This is a genomic window from Sphingopyxis sp. H050, from assembly GCF_001468265.1.
GTDB lineage: Bacteria > Pseudomonadota > Alphaproteobacteria > Sphingomonadales > Sphingomonadaceae > Sphingopyxis.
On the sequence record NZ_LNRZ01000004.1, the window covers coordinates 383,069 to 400,436 of the forward strand.

General features: G+C 65.9%; 18 protein-coding genes. 7 read left to right on the top strand and 11 right to left on the bottom strand.

Annotated features, from left to right (window positions below; all coding sequences use genetic code 11):
* Nucleotides 1–11 precede the first annotated feature (11 nt).
* On the top strand, nt 12–755 hold the full coding sequence (gene truA, locus ATE67_RS11035) for a tRNA pseudouridine(38-40) synthase TruA (protein ID WP_058816712.1): 744 nt from the start codon (nt 12–14) through the stop codon (nt 753–755).
* A 183-nt stretch (nt 756–938) separates the two neighbouring features.
* Here truA and ATE67_RS11040 read toward each other — a convergent pair whose 3' ends face one another.
* Entirely contained in the window at nt 939–1,466 is a 528-nt protein-coding gene (locus ATE67_RS11040; protein WP_058816713.1) for a CarD family transcriptional regulator, read from the bottom strand.
* Between the two features lie 312 nt (nt 1,467–1,778).
* On the opposite strand from ATE67_RS11040, the gene ATE67_RS11045 reads away from it, so the two are divergent.
* Nucleotides 1,779–2,597: an SDR family NAD(P)-dependent oxidoreductase gene (locus tag ATE67_RS11045; RefSeq protein ID WP_058816714.1), complete on the top strand. Its 819-nt coding sequence runs from the start codon at nt 1,779–1,781 to the stop codon at nt 2,595–2,597.
* Nucleotides 2,598–2,799: 202 nt separating this feature from the next.
* On the opposite strand, the gene ATE67_RS11050 is transcribed toward ATE67_RS11045, so the two are convergent.
* From ATE67_RS11050 to hisG, 5 genes are all read right to left on the bottom strand, one after another.
* On the bottom strand, nt 2,800–4,914 hold the full coding sequence (locus ATE67_RS11050) for a sodium-translocating pyrophosphatase (RefSeq protein WP_058816715.1): 2,115 nt from the start codon (nt 4,912–4,914) through the stop codon (nt 2,800–2,802).
* Nucleotides 4,915–5,096: 182 nt separating this feature from the next.
* Nucleotides 5,097–6,029, bottom strand: a complete 933-nt coding sequence (gene thiL, locus ATE67_RS11055; RefSeq protein ID WP_058816716.1) for a thiamine-phosphate kinase — start codon at nt 6,027–6,029, stop codon at nt 5,097–5,099.
* Between the two features lie 134 nt (nt 6,030–6,163).
* Nucleotides 6,164–6,616, bottom strand: coding sequence for a transcription antitermination factor NusB (nusB, locus tag ATE67_RS11060; RefSeq protein ID WP_058816717.1), 453 nt, complete (start codon nt 6,614–6,616; stop codon nt 6,164–6,166).
* Nucleotides 6,617–6,728: 112 nt separating this feature from the next.
* Nucleotides 6,729–8,024 (bottom strand): histidinol dehydrogenase, encoded by a 1,296-nt coding sequence (hisD, locus tag ATE67_RS11065; RefSeq protein WP_058816718.1) that lies wholly within the window; start codon nt 8,022–8,024, stop codon nt 6,729–6,731.
* Nucleotides 8,011–8,667, bottom strand: coding sequence for an ATP phosphoribosyltransferase (gene hisG, locus ATE67_RS11070; protein ID WP_058816751.1), 657 nt, complete (start codon nt 8,665–8,667; stop codon nt 8,011–8,013). Before hisG ends, hisD begins: the two co-directional genes overlap by 14 nt.
* Nucleotides 8,668–8,705: 38 nt before the next feature.
* Between hisG and ATE67_RS11075 the strand changes: the two genes are divergently transcribed.
* The gene (locus tag ATE67_RS11075; protein ID WP_058816719.1) at nt 8,706–9,785 is read left to right on the top strand and encodes a DUF2332 domain-containing protein; all 1,080 of its coding nucleotides are present in this window, start codon (nt 8,706–8,708) and stop codon (nt 9,783–9,785) included.
* Between the two features lie 262 nt (nt 9,786–10,047).
* On the opposite strand, the gene ATE67_RS11080 is transcribed toward ATE67_RS11075, so the two are convergent.
* Together ATE67_RS11080 and ATE67_RS11085 are read right to left on the bottom strand one after the other, a co-directional pair.
* Entirely contained in the window at nt 10,048–10,518 is a 471-nt protein-coding gene (locus ATE67_RS11080) for a DUF1465 family protein (RefSeq protein ID WP_231728116.1), read from the bottom strand.
* A 98-nt stretch (nt 10,519–10,616) separates the two neighbouring features.
* Complete coding sequence (locus tag ATE67_RS11085) at nt 10,617–10,814, bottom strand: YdcH family protein (RefSeq protein ID WP_058816721.1); 198 nt, start codon at nt 10,812–10,814, stop codon at nt 10,617–10,619.
* Nucleotides 10,815–10,941: 127 nt separating this feature from the next.
* Here ATE67_RS11085 and ATE67_RS21040 point away from each other — a divergent pair, with 127 nt between their 5' ends.
* Nucleotides 10,942–11,100 carry a YdcH family protein gene (locus tag ATE67_RS21040; protein WP_082660315.1) on the top strand — a complete coding sequence of 53 codons (159 nt, stop codon included), beginning with the start codon at nt 10,942–10,944 and terminating at the stop codon, nt 11,098–11,100.
* Between the two features lie 53 nt (nt 11,101–11,153).
* On the opposite strand, the gene ATE67_RS11090 is transcribed toward ATE67_RS21040, so the two are convergent.
* The 3 genes from ATE67_RS11090 to ATE67_RS21850 form a co-directional block, all read right to left on the bottom strand.
* A complete protein-coding gene (locus ATE67_RS11090; protein ID WP_058816722.1) occupies nt 11,154–11,540 on the bottom strand; it encodes a PilZ domain-containing protein in 387 nt (128 codons plus the stop codon).
* A gap of 113 nt (nt 11,541–11,653) precedes the next feature.
* Nucleotides 11,654–12,115: an RNA polymerase-binding protein DksA gene (gene dksA / locus ATE67_RS11095; protein WP_058816723.1), complete on the bottom strand. Its 462-nt coding sequence runs from the start codon at nt 12,113–12,115 to the stop codon at nt 11,654–11,656.
* 699 nt (nt 12,116–12,814) lie between these two features.
* A complete protein-coding gene (locus tag ATE67_RS21850; RefSeq protein WP_231728117.1) occupies nt 12,815–13,837 on the bottom strand; it encodes a hypothetical protein in 1,023 nt (340 codons plus the stop codon).
* Between the two features lie 191 nt (nt 13,838–14,028).
* Here ATE67_RS21850 and serS point away from each other — a divergent pair, with 191 nt between their 5' ends.
* From serS to ATE67_RS11115, 3 genes are all read left to right on the top strand, one after another.
* Nucleotides 14,029–15,309, top strand: coding sequence for a serine--tRNA ligase (serS, locus tag ATE67_RS11105; protein ID WP_058816752.1), 1,281 nt, complete (start codon nt 14,029–14,031; stop codon nt 15,307–15,309).
* 125 nt (nt 15,310–15,434) lie between these two features.
* Nucleotides 15,435–16,199, top strand: coding sequence for a 5'/3'-nucleotidase SurE (gene surE / locus ATE67_RS11110; RefSeq protein WP_058816724.1), 765 nt, complete (start codon nt 15,435–15,437; stop codon nt 16,197–16,199).
* Nucleotides 16,200–16,232: 33 nt separating this feature from the next.
* The gene (locus tag ATE67_RS11115; RefSeq protein ID WP_058816725.1) at nt 16,233–17,288 is read left to right on the top strand and encodes a potassium channel family protein; all 1,056 of its coding nucleotides are present in this window, start codon (nt 16,233–16,235) and stop codon (nt 17,286–17,288) included.
* Nucleotides 17,289–17,368: the final 80 nt, after the last annotated feature.

The following is a 17,368-nucleotide window of genomic DNA, read 5'->3' on the forward strand; positions in this document are numbered from 1 at the left end:
AAAGGGCGGCCATGACCCGCTTCGCCCTGACCATCGAATATGACGGCCGCCCCTATATGGGCTGGCAGCGGCAGGCGCATGGCCCCAGCGTCCAGCAGACGATCGAGGAAGCGATCCACCGTTTCACCGCCGAGGAGGTGCAGGTGTTCAGCGCCGGGCGGACCGACGCCGGGGTTCATGCGATCGCGATGCGCGCGCATGTCGACATCGCAAAGCCGCTGACCCCGTTCAAGCTGACCGAGGCGCTGAATGCGCAGCTACGCCCTGCCCCCATCGCGATCGTCGGGTGCGAGATCGTGCCCGACGACTGGCATGCGCGCTTCGCCTGCATCGGACGCGCTTACGAATATCGCATCGTCAACCGCCGCGCGCCGCTGACGTGGGACAAGGGCCTGTCGTGGCAGGTTCCCCAGCCGCTCGACGCCGGCGCGATGCACGCCGCGGCGCAGCAGCTGATCGGGATGCACGATTTCACCACCTTCCGCTCGGCGCATTGCCAGTCGCAAAGCCCGATGAAGACGCTCGACAAGCTGTCGGTCAGCCGCCACGGCGACGAGCTGATCGTCGAGGCGGCGGCGCGCAGCTTCCTGCACCATCAGGTGCGCTCGATGGTCGGCTGCCTGGTGCTGGTCGGCTATGGCAAATGGTCGGCGCGCGACTTGAAAGCCGCGCTCGATGCGGCCGATCGGCAGGCGCTGGGGCTGAATGCGCCGCCCGACGGGCTCTATTTCGTCTCAGCTACATATCCAGCGTAGCAATATTCCATTCGTCACCCCGGACCCTTCGACTGCCTTGCAGGCGCTCGGGACAGGCTTGATCCGGGGTCCACGACTTCGACGTTGTAATGGATGCCGGATCAAGTCCGGCATGACGAAAGCGGGAATGAAAAAGGGCGGCCCCGCGGGACCGCCCTTTCCTGGTTCGTCCGGAACGAAGGCTCAGACGGCCTTTTCCAGATAATATTTCGGCGCATGCTCGTTGAGGATCTGGAGGATCTTCGCCTGCGCGGTCTTTTCGTCGCTTTCTTCCATCGCGCCGAGTTCGCGCGCGAGGCGGCTTGACGCCGCTTCGAAGATCTGACGCTCCGAATAGCTCTGCTCGGGCTGGTCGTCGGCGCGGAACAGGTCGCGGGTCACTTCGGCGATCGACACGAGGTCGCCCGAATTGATCTTGGCTTCATATTCCTGCGCGCGGCGCGACCACATGGTGCGCTTGACCTTCGGCTTGGTGGTCAGGACCTGCAGCGCTTCCTTCAGCGTCTTGTCCGACGACAGCTTGCGCATGCCGACGCCTTCGGCCTTGTTGGTGGGAACGCGCAGCGTCATCTTTTCCTTTTCGAAGCGCAGAACATAGAGTTCCAGCTGCATTCCGGCGATTTCCGATTTTTGAAGCTCGATGACGCGCCCCACGCCATGCTTCGGATAAACGACATAATCACCGACTTCGAACAAGAGCGTTGCAGACATGCAAATTCCTTTCCTGGCCTTGCCGGTGAACTGGGAAGCGCAAAAAGCCGGTTGCATCCTGCCCTTGTGAAAAGGTGGATCGGCGATTTTGGGCGGCGCTAGCCAGTCAGAGTGGCAAGGGATATGGCTCCATAGGAACGCCGCAGAGACCTCTGCCATGGCAGGAAGAGGCAAACTGTCGGCGTGTTGATATTTCATATAACAGATTCGCAACAAAATTGCCACCCCCGCGCGGAAATGCGTGGAGTCGGCACCTTGACGGCTCGCTGAGCCCGTTTCAGGTTGCAACGAAATCTCAGATAGGGAACGGTTATGCAGGATCAAGTCTGGTGGGTTACGGGTGCGTCGTCGGGAATCGGCGCCGCGCTGGCGCGGGAGCTGGCGGGCCGCGGCGCGCGGCTGATCCTGTCGGGGCGCAATCTCGCCGCACTCGAGGAGGTAGCCAAGGACTGCGGCCCCGGCACGATGATCCTGCCCTTCGAGGCGACCGACTATGCCGCGCTGCCGACGCTGGTCGAAGAGGCGTGGGAGTGGTGCGGGCGGATCGACGGGCTGGTCAACAACGCCGGCATCTCGCAGCGCAGCCTGGCGGTCGATACCGATTTCTCGGTCTATCAGAAGATCATCGACGTCGACCTGCTCGCGCCGATCGCCCTCACCCAGCAGCTCTTGCCGCGCATGATCGCGGCGGGGGGCGGGCAGATCGTCGCGATTTCCAGCGTCGCCGGCATCGCGGGCGTCCCGCTGCGCAGCGCCTATTGCGCCGCCAAGCACGGGCTGATCGGCTATCACGACAGCGTGCGCGCCGAGAATGAGCATCTGGGGCTGAAGGTGCTCGTCGTCGCGCCGGGATCGGTGCAGACCAACGTCAGCCGCAATGCGCTCAACGCCGACGGCAGCACGCGCGGGGAGAGCGACAAGGCGATCGACAACGGCCTGTCGCCCGACTTCGCCGCCGCGCAGATTTTGGATGCGGTGGCGTCGGGCACGCGCGAGCTGATCGTCGCCGAGGGCGCAGAGGCCGCGATCCCGGCCCTGCGCCGCGGCGACCCCGACGCGCTGTTCGACCGGATGAGCGCAATGGTGCAGGCGGGCTATGCGCAGCAGATGAAGGCGACGGGCGCGTCCTGAGCGGCCGGTTTCCACCGGAAGTTGCCGTCGCCCCCGCAAAGGCGGGGGCCGCTGGAGCCGTTGCGCAAGGCCGACGACGGCCCCCGCCTTCGCGGGGGCGACAGACCGTTTTAACGTCCGCTCCCACCCCGAATCAGACAAAATAAGGCCCCGCCGGATCGCTCCGACGGGGCCTTTCGTTTGCCCGCCAGGGCCGCGCAGCTTACGCCGCGCCGTGCGCCAGCGCCGCGAGGAGCAGGATCGCCACGATGTTGGTGATCTTGATCATCGGGTTGACTGCCGGACCCGCCGTATCCTTGTACGGATCGCCCACGGTGTCGCCGGTCACCGCGGCCTTGTGGGCCTCGCTGCCCTTGCCGCCGTGGTTGCCGTCTTCGATATATTTCTTGGCATTATCCCATGCGCCGCCGCCCGAGGTCATCGAGATAGCGACGAACAGCCCGCCGACGATCACGCCGAGCAGGAGCGCGCCGAGCGCCTCGAGCGCCGCGGCCGGACCGGCCACGGCGCGGATCACGAGGAACACCACAATCGGCGCTAGCACCGGCAGCAGCGACGGGATGATCATTTCCTTGATCGCCGCCTTGGTGACGAGGTCGACCGTCCGCGCGTAGTCGGGCTTCGATTCATAGGTCATGATGCCCGGGTTGTTCTTGAACTGCTCGCGAACATCCTTGACGACCTCGCCCGCCGCGCGGCCCACGGCGGTCATGCCGAACGCACCGAACAGGTACGGCAGCAGCGCGCCGAGCAGCAGACCGACGATGACATACGGCGACGACAGCGAGAAGGTCAGCGGTTCGCTGAGGCCGAGCTTCGCCGAATATTCGGTGATGTCGGCGGTGTAGGTGCCAAACAGCACCAGCGCCGCGAGGCCCGCCGAACCGATCGCATAGCCCTTGGTCACCGCCTTGGTCGTGTTGCCCACAGCGTCGAGCAGGTCGGTCTTTTCACGAACGGAATCGTCGAGGCCCGCCATCTCGGCGATGCCGCCGGCGTTGTCGGTGACAGGACCATAAGCGTCGAGCGCAACGACCATGCCGGCGAGCGCGAGCATTGCGGTCGCGGCGAACGCGATGCCGACGATACCGGCAATCTGATAGGCAATGATGATGCCCGCGCAGATCACGAGCGTCGGCAGTGCCGTCGCTTCCAGGCTGATGGCAAGGCCCTGGATGACGTTGGTGCCGTGGCCCGTTTCCGACGCCTTGGCGATCGACCGCACCGGGCGGTAATTGGTGCCGGTATAATATTCGGTGATCCAGATGATCAGGCCGGTGATGACCAGACCGAGCAGCGAGCAATAGAAGAGGCTGCGCCCATTATAGTCGGTTCCGGTGATCAGCGTTTCCATGTCGCCGAGTGCATATTGGGTCGAGAACCAGATCGCCGGGATCGACAGGACCGCGGTGACCAGGAAGCCCTTGTACATCGCGCCCATCACGTTCGTCCCGCCGCCAAGACGGACGAAATAGGTGCCGATGATCGAGGTGATGATGCACACGCCGCCCATCAGCAGCGGCAGGCTCATCAGCGGCAGCAGCTGGTCGCCCGCGCCCTTCAGCAGCAGCGCGATCAGCACCATCGTGGCGCCGACGGTGACCACATAGGTTTCGAACAGGTCGGCGGCCATGCCGGCGCAGTCGCCGACATTGTCGCCGACGTTATCGGCGATCACCGCGGGGTTGCGCGGATCGTCCTCGGGAATGCCGGCCTCGACCTTGCCGACGAGATCGGCGCCGACGTCGGCGGCCTTGGTGAAGATACCGCCGCCGAGGCGCGCGAAGATCGAGATGAGCGACGCGCCGAAGGCGAGCGCGACGAGCGCGTCGACGACAGTGCGGTCGTCACCGCCGACGGTGTAACCACCGGGGCCGATCAGATACCAGAAAAAGACCGAGATCGCGAGCAAGGCGAGACCCGCCACCAGCAGGCCGGTGATCGCGCCGGCGCGAAACGCCATAGTGAGGCCCGCCTGCAGCCCGGTCTGCGCCGCAGCCGCGGTGCGGACGTTGGCCTTGACCGAAATGTTCATGCCGACGAAGCCGGCGACGCCCGACAGAACTGCGCCGATGACGAAACCCGTCGCCGAAATCGGGCCGAGAAACCATCCGACCAGAACGGCAACGACGACGCCGACGATGGCGATGGTGCGATATTGGCGGCCGAGATAGGCCTTCGCGCCTTCCTGGATGGCGGCAGCGATTTCCTGCATTTTCTCATTACCCGCAGAGGCGCCGAGCACCTGCCGCGAGGTAATGAACCCATAAAGCACGGCCAGCAGGCCGCACCCTATCGCGATCAAAACCGGATTCATGCGTGTCTTTTCCTTCCCCATTGAGAAGGGCGAACGCAGATAGCAGTCGAACGTCCGACTTATTGATGCCGGCTCGCTCTCTCCCCTGATGCGACCGCCCCAAATTTGGACGCCGGGGTTATGGGAAGAAAGAAAGCCGAGGGCAAGCCCGCACTTTCGGCAATTTTACGCGCGTTTGCGGCCTAATGTGTGAAACCGAGACGCTCGGGCAGCGCGATCCGCTGTGCGTTGTGGATCAAGGTGAGGCCGTCGCCCACCCCGGCATGGCCGATCGGCGTAACGGCGACTCCCAAGCCCGTCGCAATCTCGCGAATTGTCGCCGCCTTGCCCGGATCGGCCGCGAGAAGCAGTTGATAATCGTCACCCGCTGTCGCGGCCGCGAGCCGCGTGTCGAGCACGTCGGGGCGCACGGCGAGCAGCGCCGCCGACAGCGGCACGGTCTCAAGCATCAGCGTGATGTCGCAGCCGCTCGCCGCCGCCATGCGCGCGGCGTCGATCAGCAGGCCGTCGGAAACGTCCATCATCGCATGGACATGCGGCACGGCCGCCTGTCCGAAGGCGAGCTGCGGCTGCGGGCGGCTGTAGGCGGCCAGGCAGGTCTCGTTCGGGTCGATCTCGCCCAGCCGCATCGCCAGCCCGACGCCGGCGTTGCCGATGGTGCCGCTGACCCAAATCTGGTCGCCCGGCCGAACGCCCGAACGCGCGGGCGCGCCGGTCACGGGCGCTTGGCCGATCGCGGTGAGGCCGAAGCTGCGCGGTGCGCCCGCGGGTATCCCCACCGTATCGCCGCCGAGCAGCGGCACATCATAGCGGCGAAGCACCTCGTCCAGCCCCTGCGCAAATGCCGCGTCCCACTCGCCGTCGCCGGTCAGGCTGTAGCCGAGCAGCACCCCCGTCGGCGCCGCGCCCTTGGCGGCCAGGTCGGAGAGGTTCACCGCGACGAGCTTCCATGCGACGTCCTGCGGGCGTTCGTCGGGCAGGAAATGGATGCCCTCGACGATCATGTCGTGCGTGAGCACGACATCGCCGAGCACCGCGACGTCATCGGCGAGCCCGCGCGCGGCGGGGTCGGTGGCGATGGCGCGCAGGCGGGCGATGAAATCGGCTTCGGGCATCTCACAAATTCCGTTTGCCCTGAGCTTGTCGAAGCTTGTCCTGAGCTTCACCGAAGGGGGCGGTTCTTACTTCCCGCTATAGCAGAAAAGGACAGGGCTTCGACAAGCTCAGCCCGAACGGCTAAAGGGGCGTTTCAGCTTTTCGCCCGCACATCCCTGCCGATCGCGTCGAGCAGGCCGTTGGCGAACCCCGCCTCGCGCGCGTCGAAAAAGGCCTTCGCGACATCGACATATTCGCTGACGACCGCCCCCACCGGCACATCGCCGCGCGCGAGCAGTTCATAGGTGCCGGCGCGCAGGATCGCCTTCATCGTGCGGTCGAGCCGGTCCATCGTCCAACCGCTCGCCAGCCGCGTCGTGATCGCGGCATCGATCTCTTCCGAGCGCGCGAGCGCGCCTTTCACCAGATCGTCGAAGAAGGGCGTGTCGGCATCGGCATATTCGGCATCCTCGATCGTCGCGCCGATGCGGTGCTGGTGAAATTCGTGGATCAGCTGCGCAACCGGGGTCGCCTCCATCTCGTGCTGATAGAGGGCCTGCACGGCGGCAAGGCGGGCGGCGGAGCGGGATTGGGCGCGTTTGTTCATATGATCTGCTTTAGCTTAAATCGTTATCCCGGCGAAGGCCGGGATCTCATCGGCGCGTCATGACGCCAGGGTGAGATTCCGGCCTTCGCCGGAATGACGGGCGGTTCAAAGGTTATTTTGCCAATCTGTTCTGGACGCTGAGAGCATGCGCCGGAAGCCCCTCGGCGCCGGCGAGCGCGACCGCGGCCGGGCCGATGGCGGCAAGGCTCGCTTCGTCGAGCGCGAGGAAGCTGGTGCGCTTCATGAAGTCGGTGACCGACAGTCCGCTCGAAAAACGCGCGCGGCGGCCGGTCGGCAGCACATGGTTCGGACCGGCGACATAGTCGCCGATCGCTTCGGGGGTCTGGCGGCCGAGGAAGACCGAGCCCGCATGGCGGACCTTGGCGAAGAGCGCATCGGCTTCGGCGGGATCGACCGCGAGCTCGAGATGTTCGGGCGCCAGCCGGTCGCAGAGCGGGATCGCGTCAGCCAGCGTCGGCACGACGATCACCGCGCCATTGTCGGCCCAGCTCTCCTGCATCGTCGGCGCGGTGTTCAGCGTCGGGATGACATGCGCGACCGCCGCGGCAACGGCATCGGCGAAATCGCCATCGTCGGTGAACAGGATCGACTGGCTCGTCGGGTCATGCTCGGCCTGACTGAGCAGGTCGGCAGCAATGATATGCGGCTCGTTCTTCGCGTCGGCCACGACGACGATCTCGCTCGGCCCGGCGACCATATCGATGCCGACGACGCCATAGACCTGCCGCTTCGCCTCGGCGACCCAGGCGTTGCCGGGGCCGGTAACGACATCGACTGGAGCTATTTTCTCGGTTCCATAGGCGAGCGCGGCAACCGCCTGCGCGCCGCCGACGCGCCAGATTTCATCGACTCCGCCGATATGCGCCGCCGCCATCACGACGGGATTGGTCTCGCCGCCCGGCGTCGGGGTCATCATCACGATGCGTTCGACCCCCGCGACCTTCGCCGGGAGAATGTTCATCAGCACCGATGAGGGGTAGGCGGCGCGCCCGCCCGGCACATAGACACCGGCGGCATCGACCGCACTCCAGCGCGCGCCGAGCCGGGCGCCGGTGGCGTCGCGATAGTCGCGATCCTGGGGAAGCTGCGCGGCGTGATAGGCGCGAATGCGTTCCGCCGCGAGATCGAGCGCGTCGCGAAGATCGGGCGCCAGCGCCTCATAGGCCGCGGCGCATTCCTCTTTCGAGATGCTCCAGCCGCTCGTCTCGAGATCGAAGCGGTCGAACTTGGCGGTATAATCGGCCAGCGCGGCGTCGCCTTCCGCCCTTACCCGCGCGATGATCGCGCCGACGTCGGCCGAGACGTCGGGTGTGCTTTCGCGCCGGTCGTTGACCAGCGCGTCGAACTCGGCCGCGAAGCCGGGCGCGGACGCGTCAAGCCGCCGCATCGCCCACCGCCTGCCGGAATTTCTCGACCAGCGCCGGCACGTCGGCCGACCGCAGCTTGAACGCGGCGCGATTGACGATCAGCCGCGCCGAAACCTCGCTGATCACCTGCTGCTCGGCGAGCGCATTTTCGACCAGCGTGCGCCCGGTCGAAACCAGGTCGACGATGTGCGAGGCGAGCCCCAGCTTCGGCGCGATCTCCATCGCACCGTTGAGCTTGATGCACTCCGCCTGGATGCCCTGCCCCTCGAACCAGCGGCGCGTCGTCGCGGGATATTTTGTCGCGACGCGGATATGGCTTTCACCGATCCCCGGCGGCTCCGTCCCTTCGGGTCCGGCAAGCGACAGGCGGCAATGGCCGACGCCGAGGTCGACGGGCGCGTAAAGCTCCGAATAGTCGAACTCGTCGACGACGTCCGATCCGACGATACCGAGCTGCGCCGCGCCATGCGCCACGAAGGTCGCAACGTCGAAGGCGCGAACGCGGATCAGCGAGATATGCGGCTGGTTCGTCGCAAAGACGAGCGCGCGGCTGCTCTTGTCGAAAAAGTCCGCCGCCGGTTCGATGCCGACGCGCGCGAGCAAGGGCAGCGCCTCGTCGAGGATGCGCCCCTTGGGGATGGCAAAGATGATCGGTTCGGGCATAAGCACCGCGCCCATAAGCGGCGACGGGAGAAAGGGCAATGAGCGAGCGCTATCAAGCCATGGAGTTGGGCGACACCGGCCCGGGCGCGGTTCGTGCCGCCTTTGCCAATCAGGTCGCCTATTGCCGCGCGAACGACGCGCCGGTGACCGCGCGGATCGTCGCCGCGCTGGCGACCCTGCTCGACAAGCCGGCGACCGCTTTCGCCCGGCGAATCGCCGACTGGCAGGGCCCGCCGCTTGCCGATGCTCTTCCGCTGCGCGCGGCTGGTGGGCTTCATGCGCTACATTTGGCGGGCAAGTCGCCCGCGCTCGCGCCGATCTATGCCGATGCCGACGACATCAATGACGCCGCGATCGTCGCCGGCGTCGTCGCGGGTCACGAGGCGGCGCTGCTCCCATGGCTCGACGGCCCGCCGCAGACCAACGAAGCCGGGCGCTCGTCGAACTTCATCGCCGCCATGCTGTGGCTGACCGAGCAGGGCCTGCCGCCGCACTTCGACTGCCTCGAGATCGGATCGAGCGCCGGGATCAACCTGATGCTCGACCGTTATCATTATGATCTCGGCGGGGTGCAGGTCGGGCCCGAGCCCGGGGTGATGGCTTTCACGCCGGAGTGGCGCGGCCATCATCCGCCGCAGCACAAGATCGACTTCGCGGGTCTCAAGGGTTGCGACGTCGGCCCCGTCGACTTGACCGATCCAGCGCAGGCCCTTCGTCTCAAAGCCTATATCTGGCCAGAGCACATCATCCGCTTCGAGCGCATGGCAGCGGCGATCGCGGCCGCCACGCAGAAGAAGCCCGACATCATCCGCGCCAATGCCGCCGATTTCGTCGAGGCCGAACTGAAGAAGCCGCAAGCCAAGGGCACGACGCGCGTGCTGATGCATTCGATCGTCTGGCAATATGTGCCGGAGGACCAGCAGATCCGCGTGGCCGGCGCGATGGAAGACGCCGGCGCCGCAGCGACGCCCGACCGCCCGCTCGCCTGGATCGCGCTCGAGGCGAACCGGACCGTGCACAGCCATGAACTGGCCGTGCGCTACTGGCCCGGCGGCGAGTCGTCGAAGATAATCGGCCGTTCGCACGCGCATGGCGCGTGGGTCGAGTGGCTCCCCTGATTTCGACGCCGGTGTCGGTTTGGGGGTGGTGAGCGGACCTAACGGATCCTCCCCGGAACGGGGAGGGGGACCAGCGAAGCTGGTGGAGGGGCACAGGCGGATTACCTTGCCGGCGAGCTGACGTATTACACCTTTGTTGTCAGAAACGAGCGGCTTGTCGATTTGGCACAGCGCAAACCTCCCGTCCCCTCCACCACCCTTCGGGTGGTCCCCCTCCCCCTACGGGGGAGGATCAAACGGCAGCTTCCGGTCGTTTCCAGCCCTAAAACCGCGCCTCCAGTCGCGCGAGTAGTGCGTGTACCGGCGGCGGGGCGGCGGGCGATTGCCATCCGGCCTCCAGCTTGGCGATGCGTTCGAACAGGCGCTCGCTGTTGGCGACGATACGGCGGAGCGGCTCTTCGAAGCGCGCGCAGATGTCCCAATCGGCAATGACGGGCTCGCCGATCCGCGCCGCGCTGTCATTCGGCCCGGCGTAGGGGTCGCCCGCGATCATCGCGCGGCGATGGAGCAGCCAGGCGATGATGTGCATCAGCCGGGTGGTCGTCTTCAGAGATTCGCAGGCGAGACTGACCTGGAGCAGGGCATCGCCGCGCACACTGCCAAGGTCGCGCTGCGCGGCAAAGGCGGCATGCGCCTCGTCGGCGAGCACCATCGCCTCGACGTAGAGATTTTCGACCTGCGCGCGCCGCACCGGAAGCCCGCTCGCCGCATCCTCTGTTTGCCCCGTCATCATGGGCGAAGGAATGGCACGTGCGGGGCCCGCACCGCAATGGCGGTAACCATGAAATCCTGCGCGCCGGTCGTCCCGATTTGAATCCGGGCCGTTTCGAATCAGGCGATGATGTCGGGGATGATCTGATCCTCGCACCAGGCGATCTCGTCGCGCAGGCGGAGCTTGCGTTTTTTCATGCGCGCCAATTGCAACTGGTCGGGGATTGTGGCGTCGGCGAGCGCGATAATCGCAGCGTCGAGATCGCGATGCTCGAGGCGAAGCAGTTCCAGACGTTGGGAGATTTCTTCGGGGCTCACGCCCTGTCTCCTGCCACGTTCACAGCCCGTCCGCAACGGGGACCGGCTGGCCGAATCGTCACGACATCGCGCCCGATTCATGTTTTACTCCGTGTCCCCCAAGACGAGTCGCAAAGGAGAATGGCCCATGACCACCTCGCATCTTTCCGCCCTGAAGTCCCGCCACGCGGACCTCGACGAGAAAATTGCGAATGAGGAGCGCCGCCCTTGCCCCGATACCGGGTTGGTGGCGCAAATGAAAAAGCAGAAACTGCGTATCAAGGAAGAAATGGCCGCGACCGCCTGACCGTCGCCTGACCGCTACCGCCCCCGCTCGATGCCCATCCCCCAGGGGCTGCATCAGCGCCGGCGGTAGAGAGGTCCATTGTTCAGCGCCGAGATATGCGGCGGCACTTCCAGCTTCTGAACAACCTGACGGCGCACCGCCTGCGGATCGACCGGATGGTCGAAGGCGATCCCGAATTTCCCGTCGCCGACCCAGACGACGCGTCCGGGGACCTCGCCGACGTTGCGCAGTTCGACCTCGACAGCAGCGCCCTGCGCCAGCCCACGAATCTTGGCCTCGGCAAGCATGCCGCCCACCGACAGATTGCGTACGCGCACCGTGACAGCTGCGGGCTGTCCGGGAACCACGACGCTCGCCTGCATGAACAGGCTGTCGCGATCGGCGCTGCGCGACAGCGCCGCTACTTCTTCATCTACCGATGTCGGTACGCGCGATTCCATTGCGACCTATCCCCGCGTTCAATGTCAGACCCGCGAATCTAGGACGCAGCCCTTGCGGAAACGTAAATGGGGAAATGCTTTTGTCCCGGTGCGGGGCAGTTAGCGAAAACGGTTCAGTCCTCGCGCGAGATCCGCTCGTTGCGCTCATGGCGCTCCTGCGCTTCCAGCGTCATTGTCGCGATCGGGCGCGCCTGCAGCCGGGCGAGCGAAATCGGTTCGCCGGTGACGGCGCAATAGCCATATTCGCCCTCGTCGATGCGACGGATCGCCGAGTCGATCTTTGCGATCAGCTTGCGCTGGCGGTCGCGGGTGCGCAGTTCGATCGCCCAGTCGGTTTCACTCGACGCGCGGTCGGCCAGATCGGGTTCGCGCAGCGGACCGTCCTGAAGCTGCGCCAGCGTCGATTCCGATTCGGACAGGATCGACTTCTTCCAAGCTAGGAGCAGGCCGCGGAAATATTCCTGCTGCCGCTCGTTCATAAACTCTTCGTCGTCGCTCGGGACATAGTCCGAATCGAGGTTTGATTTGGCTTCAAGGAGCGCGTCGGCGCCAACATCGGCAATCTGGGTTGGCATAAAAGACTTTTCGCGTCCTTTCCTGTCACCGGGCCGCCGGAACGTGGAAGCCGGTGGAATGCGCCGGGCCTATAACCAGCCGCCGGGGCCGACACAAGCGTCGAAGCAGCGGCTAGTCGCATTGGGGTGAAGCAAAGCTGAACCGGCTCCACCCTTCCGCCGGTCCTGCTGTACTGACGGAACCGGATCGGCACAGTTTTGCGATGCTGCAATTTAACCAATCGGTCCGATTTGAGCGCAAATTCGTATTGATTTGGGACAGTTACGCGGATTTTGGTTGATTCCGCGACCCTTTTCCCGCTCTCGGACAGGCAAACGCGGTTAACGCAATGGACGCGTTCACAAAGCTTTGGCCATTTCGCCTTAGCGGGAGGTACAACAGGAGCCCTGTCGCACCGCAACGGGAAAGAGAGAGATACCTATGTCCGTCCGAATGGCCCTCGCCAAGCTTTGTGCCTGCACCTGCGGCGGCGCCCTTATCGGCAGCGGCGCGATGCAGATCACCGACGTGCCCAAGGCGCGCGCGGCGACGGTTCAATCGTGCAAGCCTTGCGGTCCCAAGAAGGTCGTACGCAAGCGTCACGCGGCCAAGAAGCCGGTCAAGCGCATCCGCCGCGTCGTGACCACGAAGCGCGTGATCCGCAGCGCGACGCCGCAGACGCAGGTCGTGACCCAAACGATCCCCCTGCCCCCGATCCCCTATGCCCCCATTCCGCAGCGCGGCTGGGAAGGCGGCGGCAGCAGCGGCGGCGTGACCGTGATCGGCGGCGGCTTCGGTGGCGGTTTCGGCGGCGGCTTTTTCGGCGGTTTCTTCGGCGGCAGTTCGGGCGGCGGCAGCAGCGGCAGCATCGTCGTCACCTCGACCACCACCGGCGGCATCACGTCGAGCACCAGCTCGACCTCGGGCGGCGTATCCACATCGACCGGCGGCGTGTCGACGTCGACCTCGACCGGCGGCGTTTCGACATCGACCGGCGGTGTGAGCACCTCGACCGGCGGCGTGTCGACCTCCACGGGCGGCGTCAGCACCTCGACCGGCGGCGTGAGCACGTCGTCGGGCAATGTCTCGACTTCGTCGGGTAACGTCAGCACCTCGTCGGGCAATGTGTCGACCTCGACCGGCGGCATCAGCTCGACCTCGTCGAGCAGCAGCTCGTCGTCGAGCTCCTCGTCCTCGTCGTCTTCCTCCTCGTCGAGCTCGTCCTCGTCGGGCGGCGGCAGCTCGTCGAAGGGCAGCTCGGGCTGGGGCAGCTCGTCCAAGGGCGGCTCGTCGCATGGCAGCTCGCACGGTTCGTCCGGCTGGGGCAGCTCCTCGAAGGGCGGCAGTTCGAGCAGCTCGGGCGGTTCGACAGGCAGTTCGGGCGGCTCCAGCAGCAGCTCGGGCGGTTCGGGCAGCAGTTCCTCGTCGTCGAGCAGCAGCTCGTCCAGTTCCTCGTCGTCCTCGTCGAGCAGCGGTTCTTCCGGCGCGACGTCTTCGGGCGCCACGAGCAGCAGCAGCAGCTTCGGCGGCACCAGCACCAGCTCGAGCAGCGGCGCGTCGTCCTCGTCGTCGAGCAGCAGCTCGTCCTCCTCTTCTTCGTCCTCGTCCAGCTCGGGCGGCACCAGCAGCGGCTCGTCGGGCACCCCGACGCCGGTGCCCGCGCCCCCGATGGTCCTGCTGTTCGGCGCCGCCGCCGCCGCGCTCGTCGCGCGCCGCCGCGCCGCGAACCGCAACAAACACACCGCCGACGCGGCATAAGCAATCCACTGGCGGTCGAGGGGGCTAACCCGACCACCTTACTGAGGGCCGTCCTTCGGGGCGGCCCTCTTTTCGTGCCGCCTTGGCGCGGACCCTTGCCGCGGACGGTCGGCACGAAGAGGATCGAAAGGATCAAGGCTTGCGCGGCGCGGATGGCCCCGCCATAGCGCGGCCCATGCACGATATCCGCCTGATCCGGGAAAATCCCGCAGCCTTCGACGCCGGCCTCGCGCGCCGCGGTCTCGAACCCCTGTCCGCGCAAATCCTTGCCGCCGACGCATCGCTGCGCGCGCTTCAGACCGAAATCCAGGCTTCGCTGGCGCGCCGCAACGAAGCGTCGAAGCTGATCGGCCAGGCGATGGCGCAAGGCGACACGGACAAGGCCGAGGCGCTGAAGGCCGAGGTCGCCGAACTCAAGACCAGCTTGCCCGCGAAGGAAGAGGCCGAGCGCGAGCAGCTGGCCGCCTTGCACGACCTGCTCGCTGCGCTTCCGAACCTTCCCGCCGACGACGTCCCCGATGGCGAGGACGAAGACGGGAATGTCGAGATTTCGCGCTGGGGCACGCCGCGAACCTTCGACTTCGCGCCGCAGGAACATGCCGATTTCGCCCCCGCGCTCGGTCTCGACTTCGAGACGGCAGCAAAAATGTCGGGCGCGCGCTTCGCGTTTCTCAAGGGTCAGATGGCGCGGCTCGAACGCGCGCTCGGCCAGTTCATGCTCGACATGCAGACCGGCGAACCCGGCTATGTCGAATGCGCGACGCCGCTGATGGTTCGCGACGAGGCGGCATTCGGCACGACGCAGCTCCCCAAGTTTCGTGAGGACCTGTTCCAAACCACCGACGGCCGCTGGCTGATCTCAACCTCCGAGATGAGCCTGACCAACGCGGTGCGCGAGGATATCCTGCCCGGGGCCGAGCTGCCGATCCGCATGACCGCGCTCACCCCCTGCTTCCGCTCCGAAGCGGGCTCGGCGGGCCGCGACACGCGCGGCTATATCCGCCAGCACCAGTTCTGGAAGGTCGAGCTCGTGTCGATCGTGCGGCCCGAGGACAGCGATGCCGAACTCGAACGCAAGACAAGAGCTGCCGAGAAAATATTGGAAGCACTGGAACTTCCCTATCGCAAGATGCTCCTCTGTGCCGGCGACATGGGCTTCGCCGCGCGCAAGACCTACGACCTCGAAGTCTGGCTGCCCGGACAGGACAGCTATCGCGAAATTTCGAGCTGTTCGAACTGCGGCGACTTCCAGGCGCGCCGGATGAACACGCGCTTCCGCCGCGAAGACGCGAAAGGCAACGAGTTCGTGCATACGCTGAACGGCTCGGGGCTTGCCGTGGGGCGGACGCTCGTGGCGATCCTCGAGAATTATCAGCAGGCCGACGGGAGCGTCGATATTCCGGCGGCGCTGCTGCCCTATATGGGCGGAATTACGAAGCTGACGCCCATAGGCTGACGGGTCAAGGTGACGCCATTTTTCCGTTCGTGTCGAGCGAAGTCGAGACACCCATCGGCCGGGCGCCGTGCTGATAGGCATCTCGACTTCGCTTGATGCGAACGGGATTAAGAAAGACGAGCAGAATGCGCATCCTCCTCACCAACGACGACGGCTATCACGCGCCCGGCCTCGAAATCCTCGAAGCCATCGCGCGCCAGCTAAGCGACGACATCTGGGTCTGCGCCCCCGCCGAGGAACAGTCGGGCGCCGGCCACTCGCTCACCCTGTCGCGCCCCGTGCGCATCCGCCAGCACGGCGAGCGGCGCTGGTCGTGCAGCGGCACGCCCACCGATTCGGTGATGATGGCGATCGGCAAGCTGATGCCCGAAAAGCCCGACCTCATCCTGTCGGGCGTCAATCGCGGCGCCAACCTCGGCGATGATATCACTTACTCGGGCACCGTCTCGGCGGCGATCGAGGGCGCGCTGGCAGGCATCCGCTCGATCGCGCTCAGCCAAGTCTATGCCAAGGAAGGCATGGGCGACAGCGTGCCGTTCGAAGCGGCCGAAGCCTGGGGCGCCAAGGTGCTGCGCCCGCTGCTCGACATGGCGATGCCGCCGCGCACGCTGATCAACGTCAACTTCCCGGCCATTCCGGCCGCGGAGGTCAAGGGCATCCGCGTCACACGGCAGGGCTTCCACGATTATGGCCGCGGCTCGATCGTCGAGGGCACCGACCCGCGCGGCTATCGCTATTACTGGTTCGGCCTTCACGGCATCGAACACAGCCCGGGCCACGACAGCGACCTCGAGGCGATCGACGATCTATATATCTCGGTCACCCCGCTCCAGCTCGACCTCACACACGACGCCTCGCTGGCCGCGCTGCGCAGCGCCTATAGCCGCTAGCCTTCGCGCGGCGGCTTTGGCACAAGGTCCGCAATGAGCAAGCGGCCGAACCCCCAGCTCCAGATCCAGAGCGGCTTTCACCTGCTGCGCCGAGCCGCGAAATGGCCGGTCTGGGCCGACCTGCTCGCACGGCTTGGCCTCGCCTTCTTCCTGATCGCGATCGTCGTCCTCGTCCACTGGATCGACCGCGCGGGGCTGAAGGACAGCCACGATGGCCACATCAGCTTCCTCGACGTCGTCTATTTCACGATGATTTCGGTCACGACCACCGGTTTCGGCGATATCGCCCCTGTCTCCGACCGATCGCGGCTGATCGAGGCGGTGATCGTCACCCCGATCCGTATTGCGGTGCTCTTCATCTTCGTCGGCACCGCCTATAATTTCGTCATCAAACGCACATGGGAAAAATGGCGTATGGCCCGCATTCAGGCAAAGCTCACCGATCATTGCGTCGTGCTCGGCTACGGCACCAGCGGCGCCGAAGCCGTCCGCGAACTCATCGCGCGCGGCACCGACCCCGCCTGCATCGTCGTGATCGACCAATCGGGCCCTCGCATCGCGGCGGCCGAGGCCGCCGGCTGCAACGTGCTGCAGGGCGACGCGTCGAACGACGACACGTTGATCGACGTCCAGATCGCAAGGGCGCAGACCGTCCTCGTTTCGGCGGGCCGCGACGACAGCTCGATCCTGATCGTCCTCACCGTCCGTCACCTTGCCCCCCACGTCCCGATCAGCGTTGTCATTCGCGCGAAGGACAATGAACTGCTGGCGCGGCAGGCGGGCGCGAACAATGTCATCAATCCCGTCAGCTTCACCGGCCTGCTTCTGGCTGGCTCGGCGCAGGGCGAGCATGTCGCCGACTATATGGCGGACCTCGCCGCGACGGGCGGCAAGGTGCAACTGCGCGAGCGGCCGGTGAGCGGCGAGGAAGTCGGCCGCGGCCTGGACCAGCTGGCCAGCGGCGGCCGCGGCCTCCGCATCTACCGCGCCGGCAGGCCCTACGGCTTCTGGGAACCCGAGGTGCAGACGCTCGAACCCGGCGACATGATCGTCGAGGTGGTCAATTGCGAGACGTGCGAAGCGGATTAGCCTTCGGCACCTGCCGGAGCGGGTCCCAGCCCGCCCTCCCTTTCCGTTCGTGTCGAGCGAAGTCGAGACACCCCGAGATC

What these genes read in the sequence shown, in the direction of transcription:
- truA (WP_058816712.1), top strand. Translation starts at nt 12, where the DNA reads ATGACCCGCTTCGCCCTGACCATCGAATATGACGGCCGCCCCTATATG.
- ATE67_RS11040 (WP_058816713.1), bottom strand. Translation starts at nt 1,466, where the DNA reads ATGTCTGCAACGCTCTTGTTCGAAGTCGGTGATTATGTCGTTTATCCG.
- ATE67_RS11045 (WP_058816714.1), top strand. Translation starts at nt 1,779, where the DNA reads ATGCAGGATCAAGTCTGGTGGGTTACGGGTGCGTCGTCGGGAATCGGC.
- ATE67_RS11050 (WP_058816715.1), bottom strand. Translation starts at nt 4,914, where the DNA reads ATGAATCCGGTTTTGATCGCGATAGGGTGCGGCCTGCTGGCCGTGCTT.
- thiL (WP_058816716.1), bottom strand. Translation starts at nt 6,029, where the DNA reads ATGCCCGAAGCCGATTTCATCGCCCGCCTGCGCGCCATCGCCACCGAC.
- nusB (WP_058816717.1), bottom strand. Translation starts at nt 6,616, where the DNA reads ATGAACAAACGCGCCCAATCCCGCTCCGCCGCCCGCCTTGCCGCCGTG.
- hisD (WP_058816718.1), bottom strand. Translation starts at nt 8,024, where the DNA reads ATGCGGCGGCTTGACGCGTCCGCGCCCGGCTTCGCGGCCGAGTTCGAC.
- hisG (WP_058816751.1), bottom strand. Translation starts at nt 8,667, where the DNA reads ATGCCCGAACCGATCATCTTTGCCATCCCCAAGGGGCGCATCCTCGAC.
- ATE67_RS11075 (WP_058816719.1), top strand. Translation starts at nt 8,706, where the DNA reads ATGAGCGAGCGCTATCAAGCCATGGAGTTGGGCGACACCGGCCCGGGC.
- ATE67_RS11080 (WP_231728116.1), bottom strand. Translation starts at nt 10,518, where the DNA reads ATGATGACGGGGCAAACAGAGGATGCGGCGAGCGGGCTTCCGGTGCGG.
- ATE67_RS21040 (WP_082660315.1), top strand. Translation starts at nt 10,942, where the DNA reads ATGACCACCTCGCATCTTTCCGCCCTGAAGTCCCGCCACGCGGACCTC.
- ATE67_RS11090 (WP_058816722.1), bottom strand. Translation starts at nt 11,540, where the DNA reads ATGGAATCGCGCGTACCGACATCGGTAGATGAAGAAGTAGCGGCGCTG.
- dksA (WP_058816723.1), bottom strand. Translation starts at nt 12,115, where the DNA reads ATGCCAACCCAGATTGCCGATGTTGGCGCCGACGCGCTCCTTGAAGCC.
- serS (WP_058816752.1), top strand. Translation starts at nt 14,029, where the DNA reads ATGCACGATATCCGCCTGATCCGGGAAAATCCCGCAGCCTTCGACGCC.
- surE (WP_058816724.1), top strand. Translation starts at nt 15,435, where the DNA reads ATGCGCATCCTCCTCACCAACGACGACGGCTATCACGCGCCCGGCCTC.
- ATE67_RS11115 (WP_058816725.1), top strand. Translation starts at nt 16,233, where the DNA reads ATGAGCAAGCGGCCGAACCCCCAGCTCCAGATCCAGAGCGGCTTTCAC.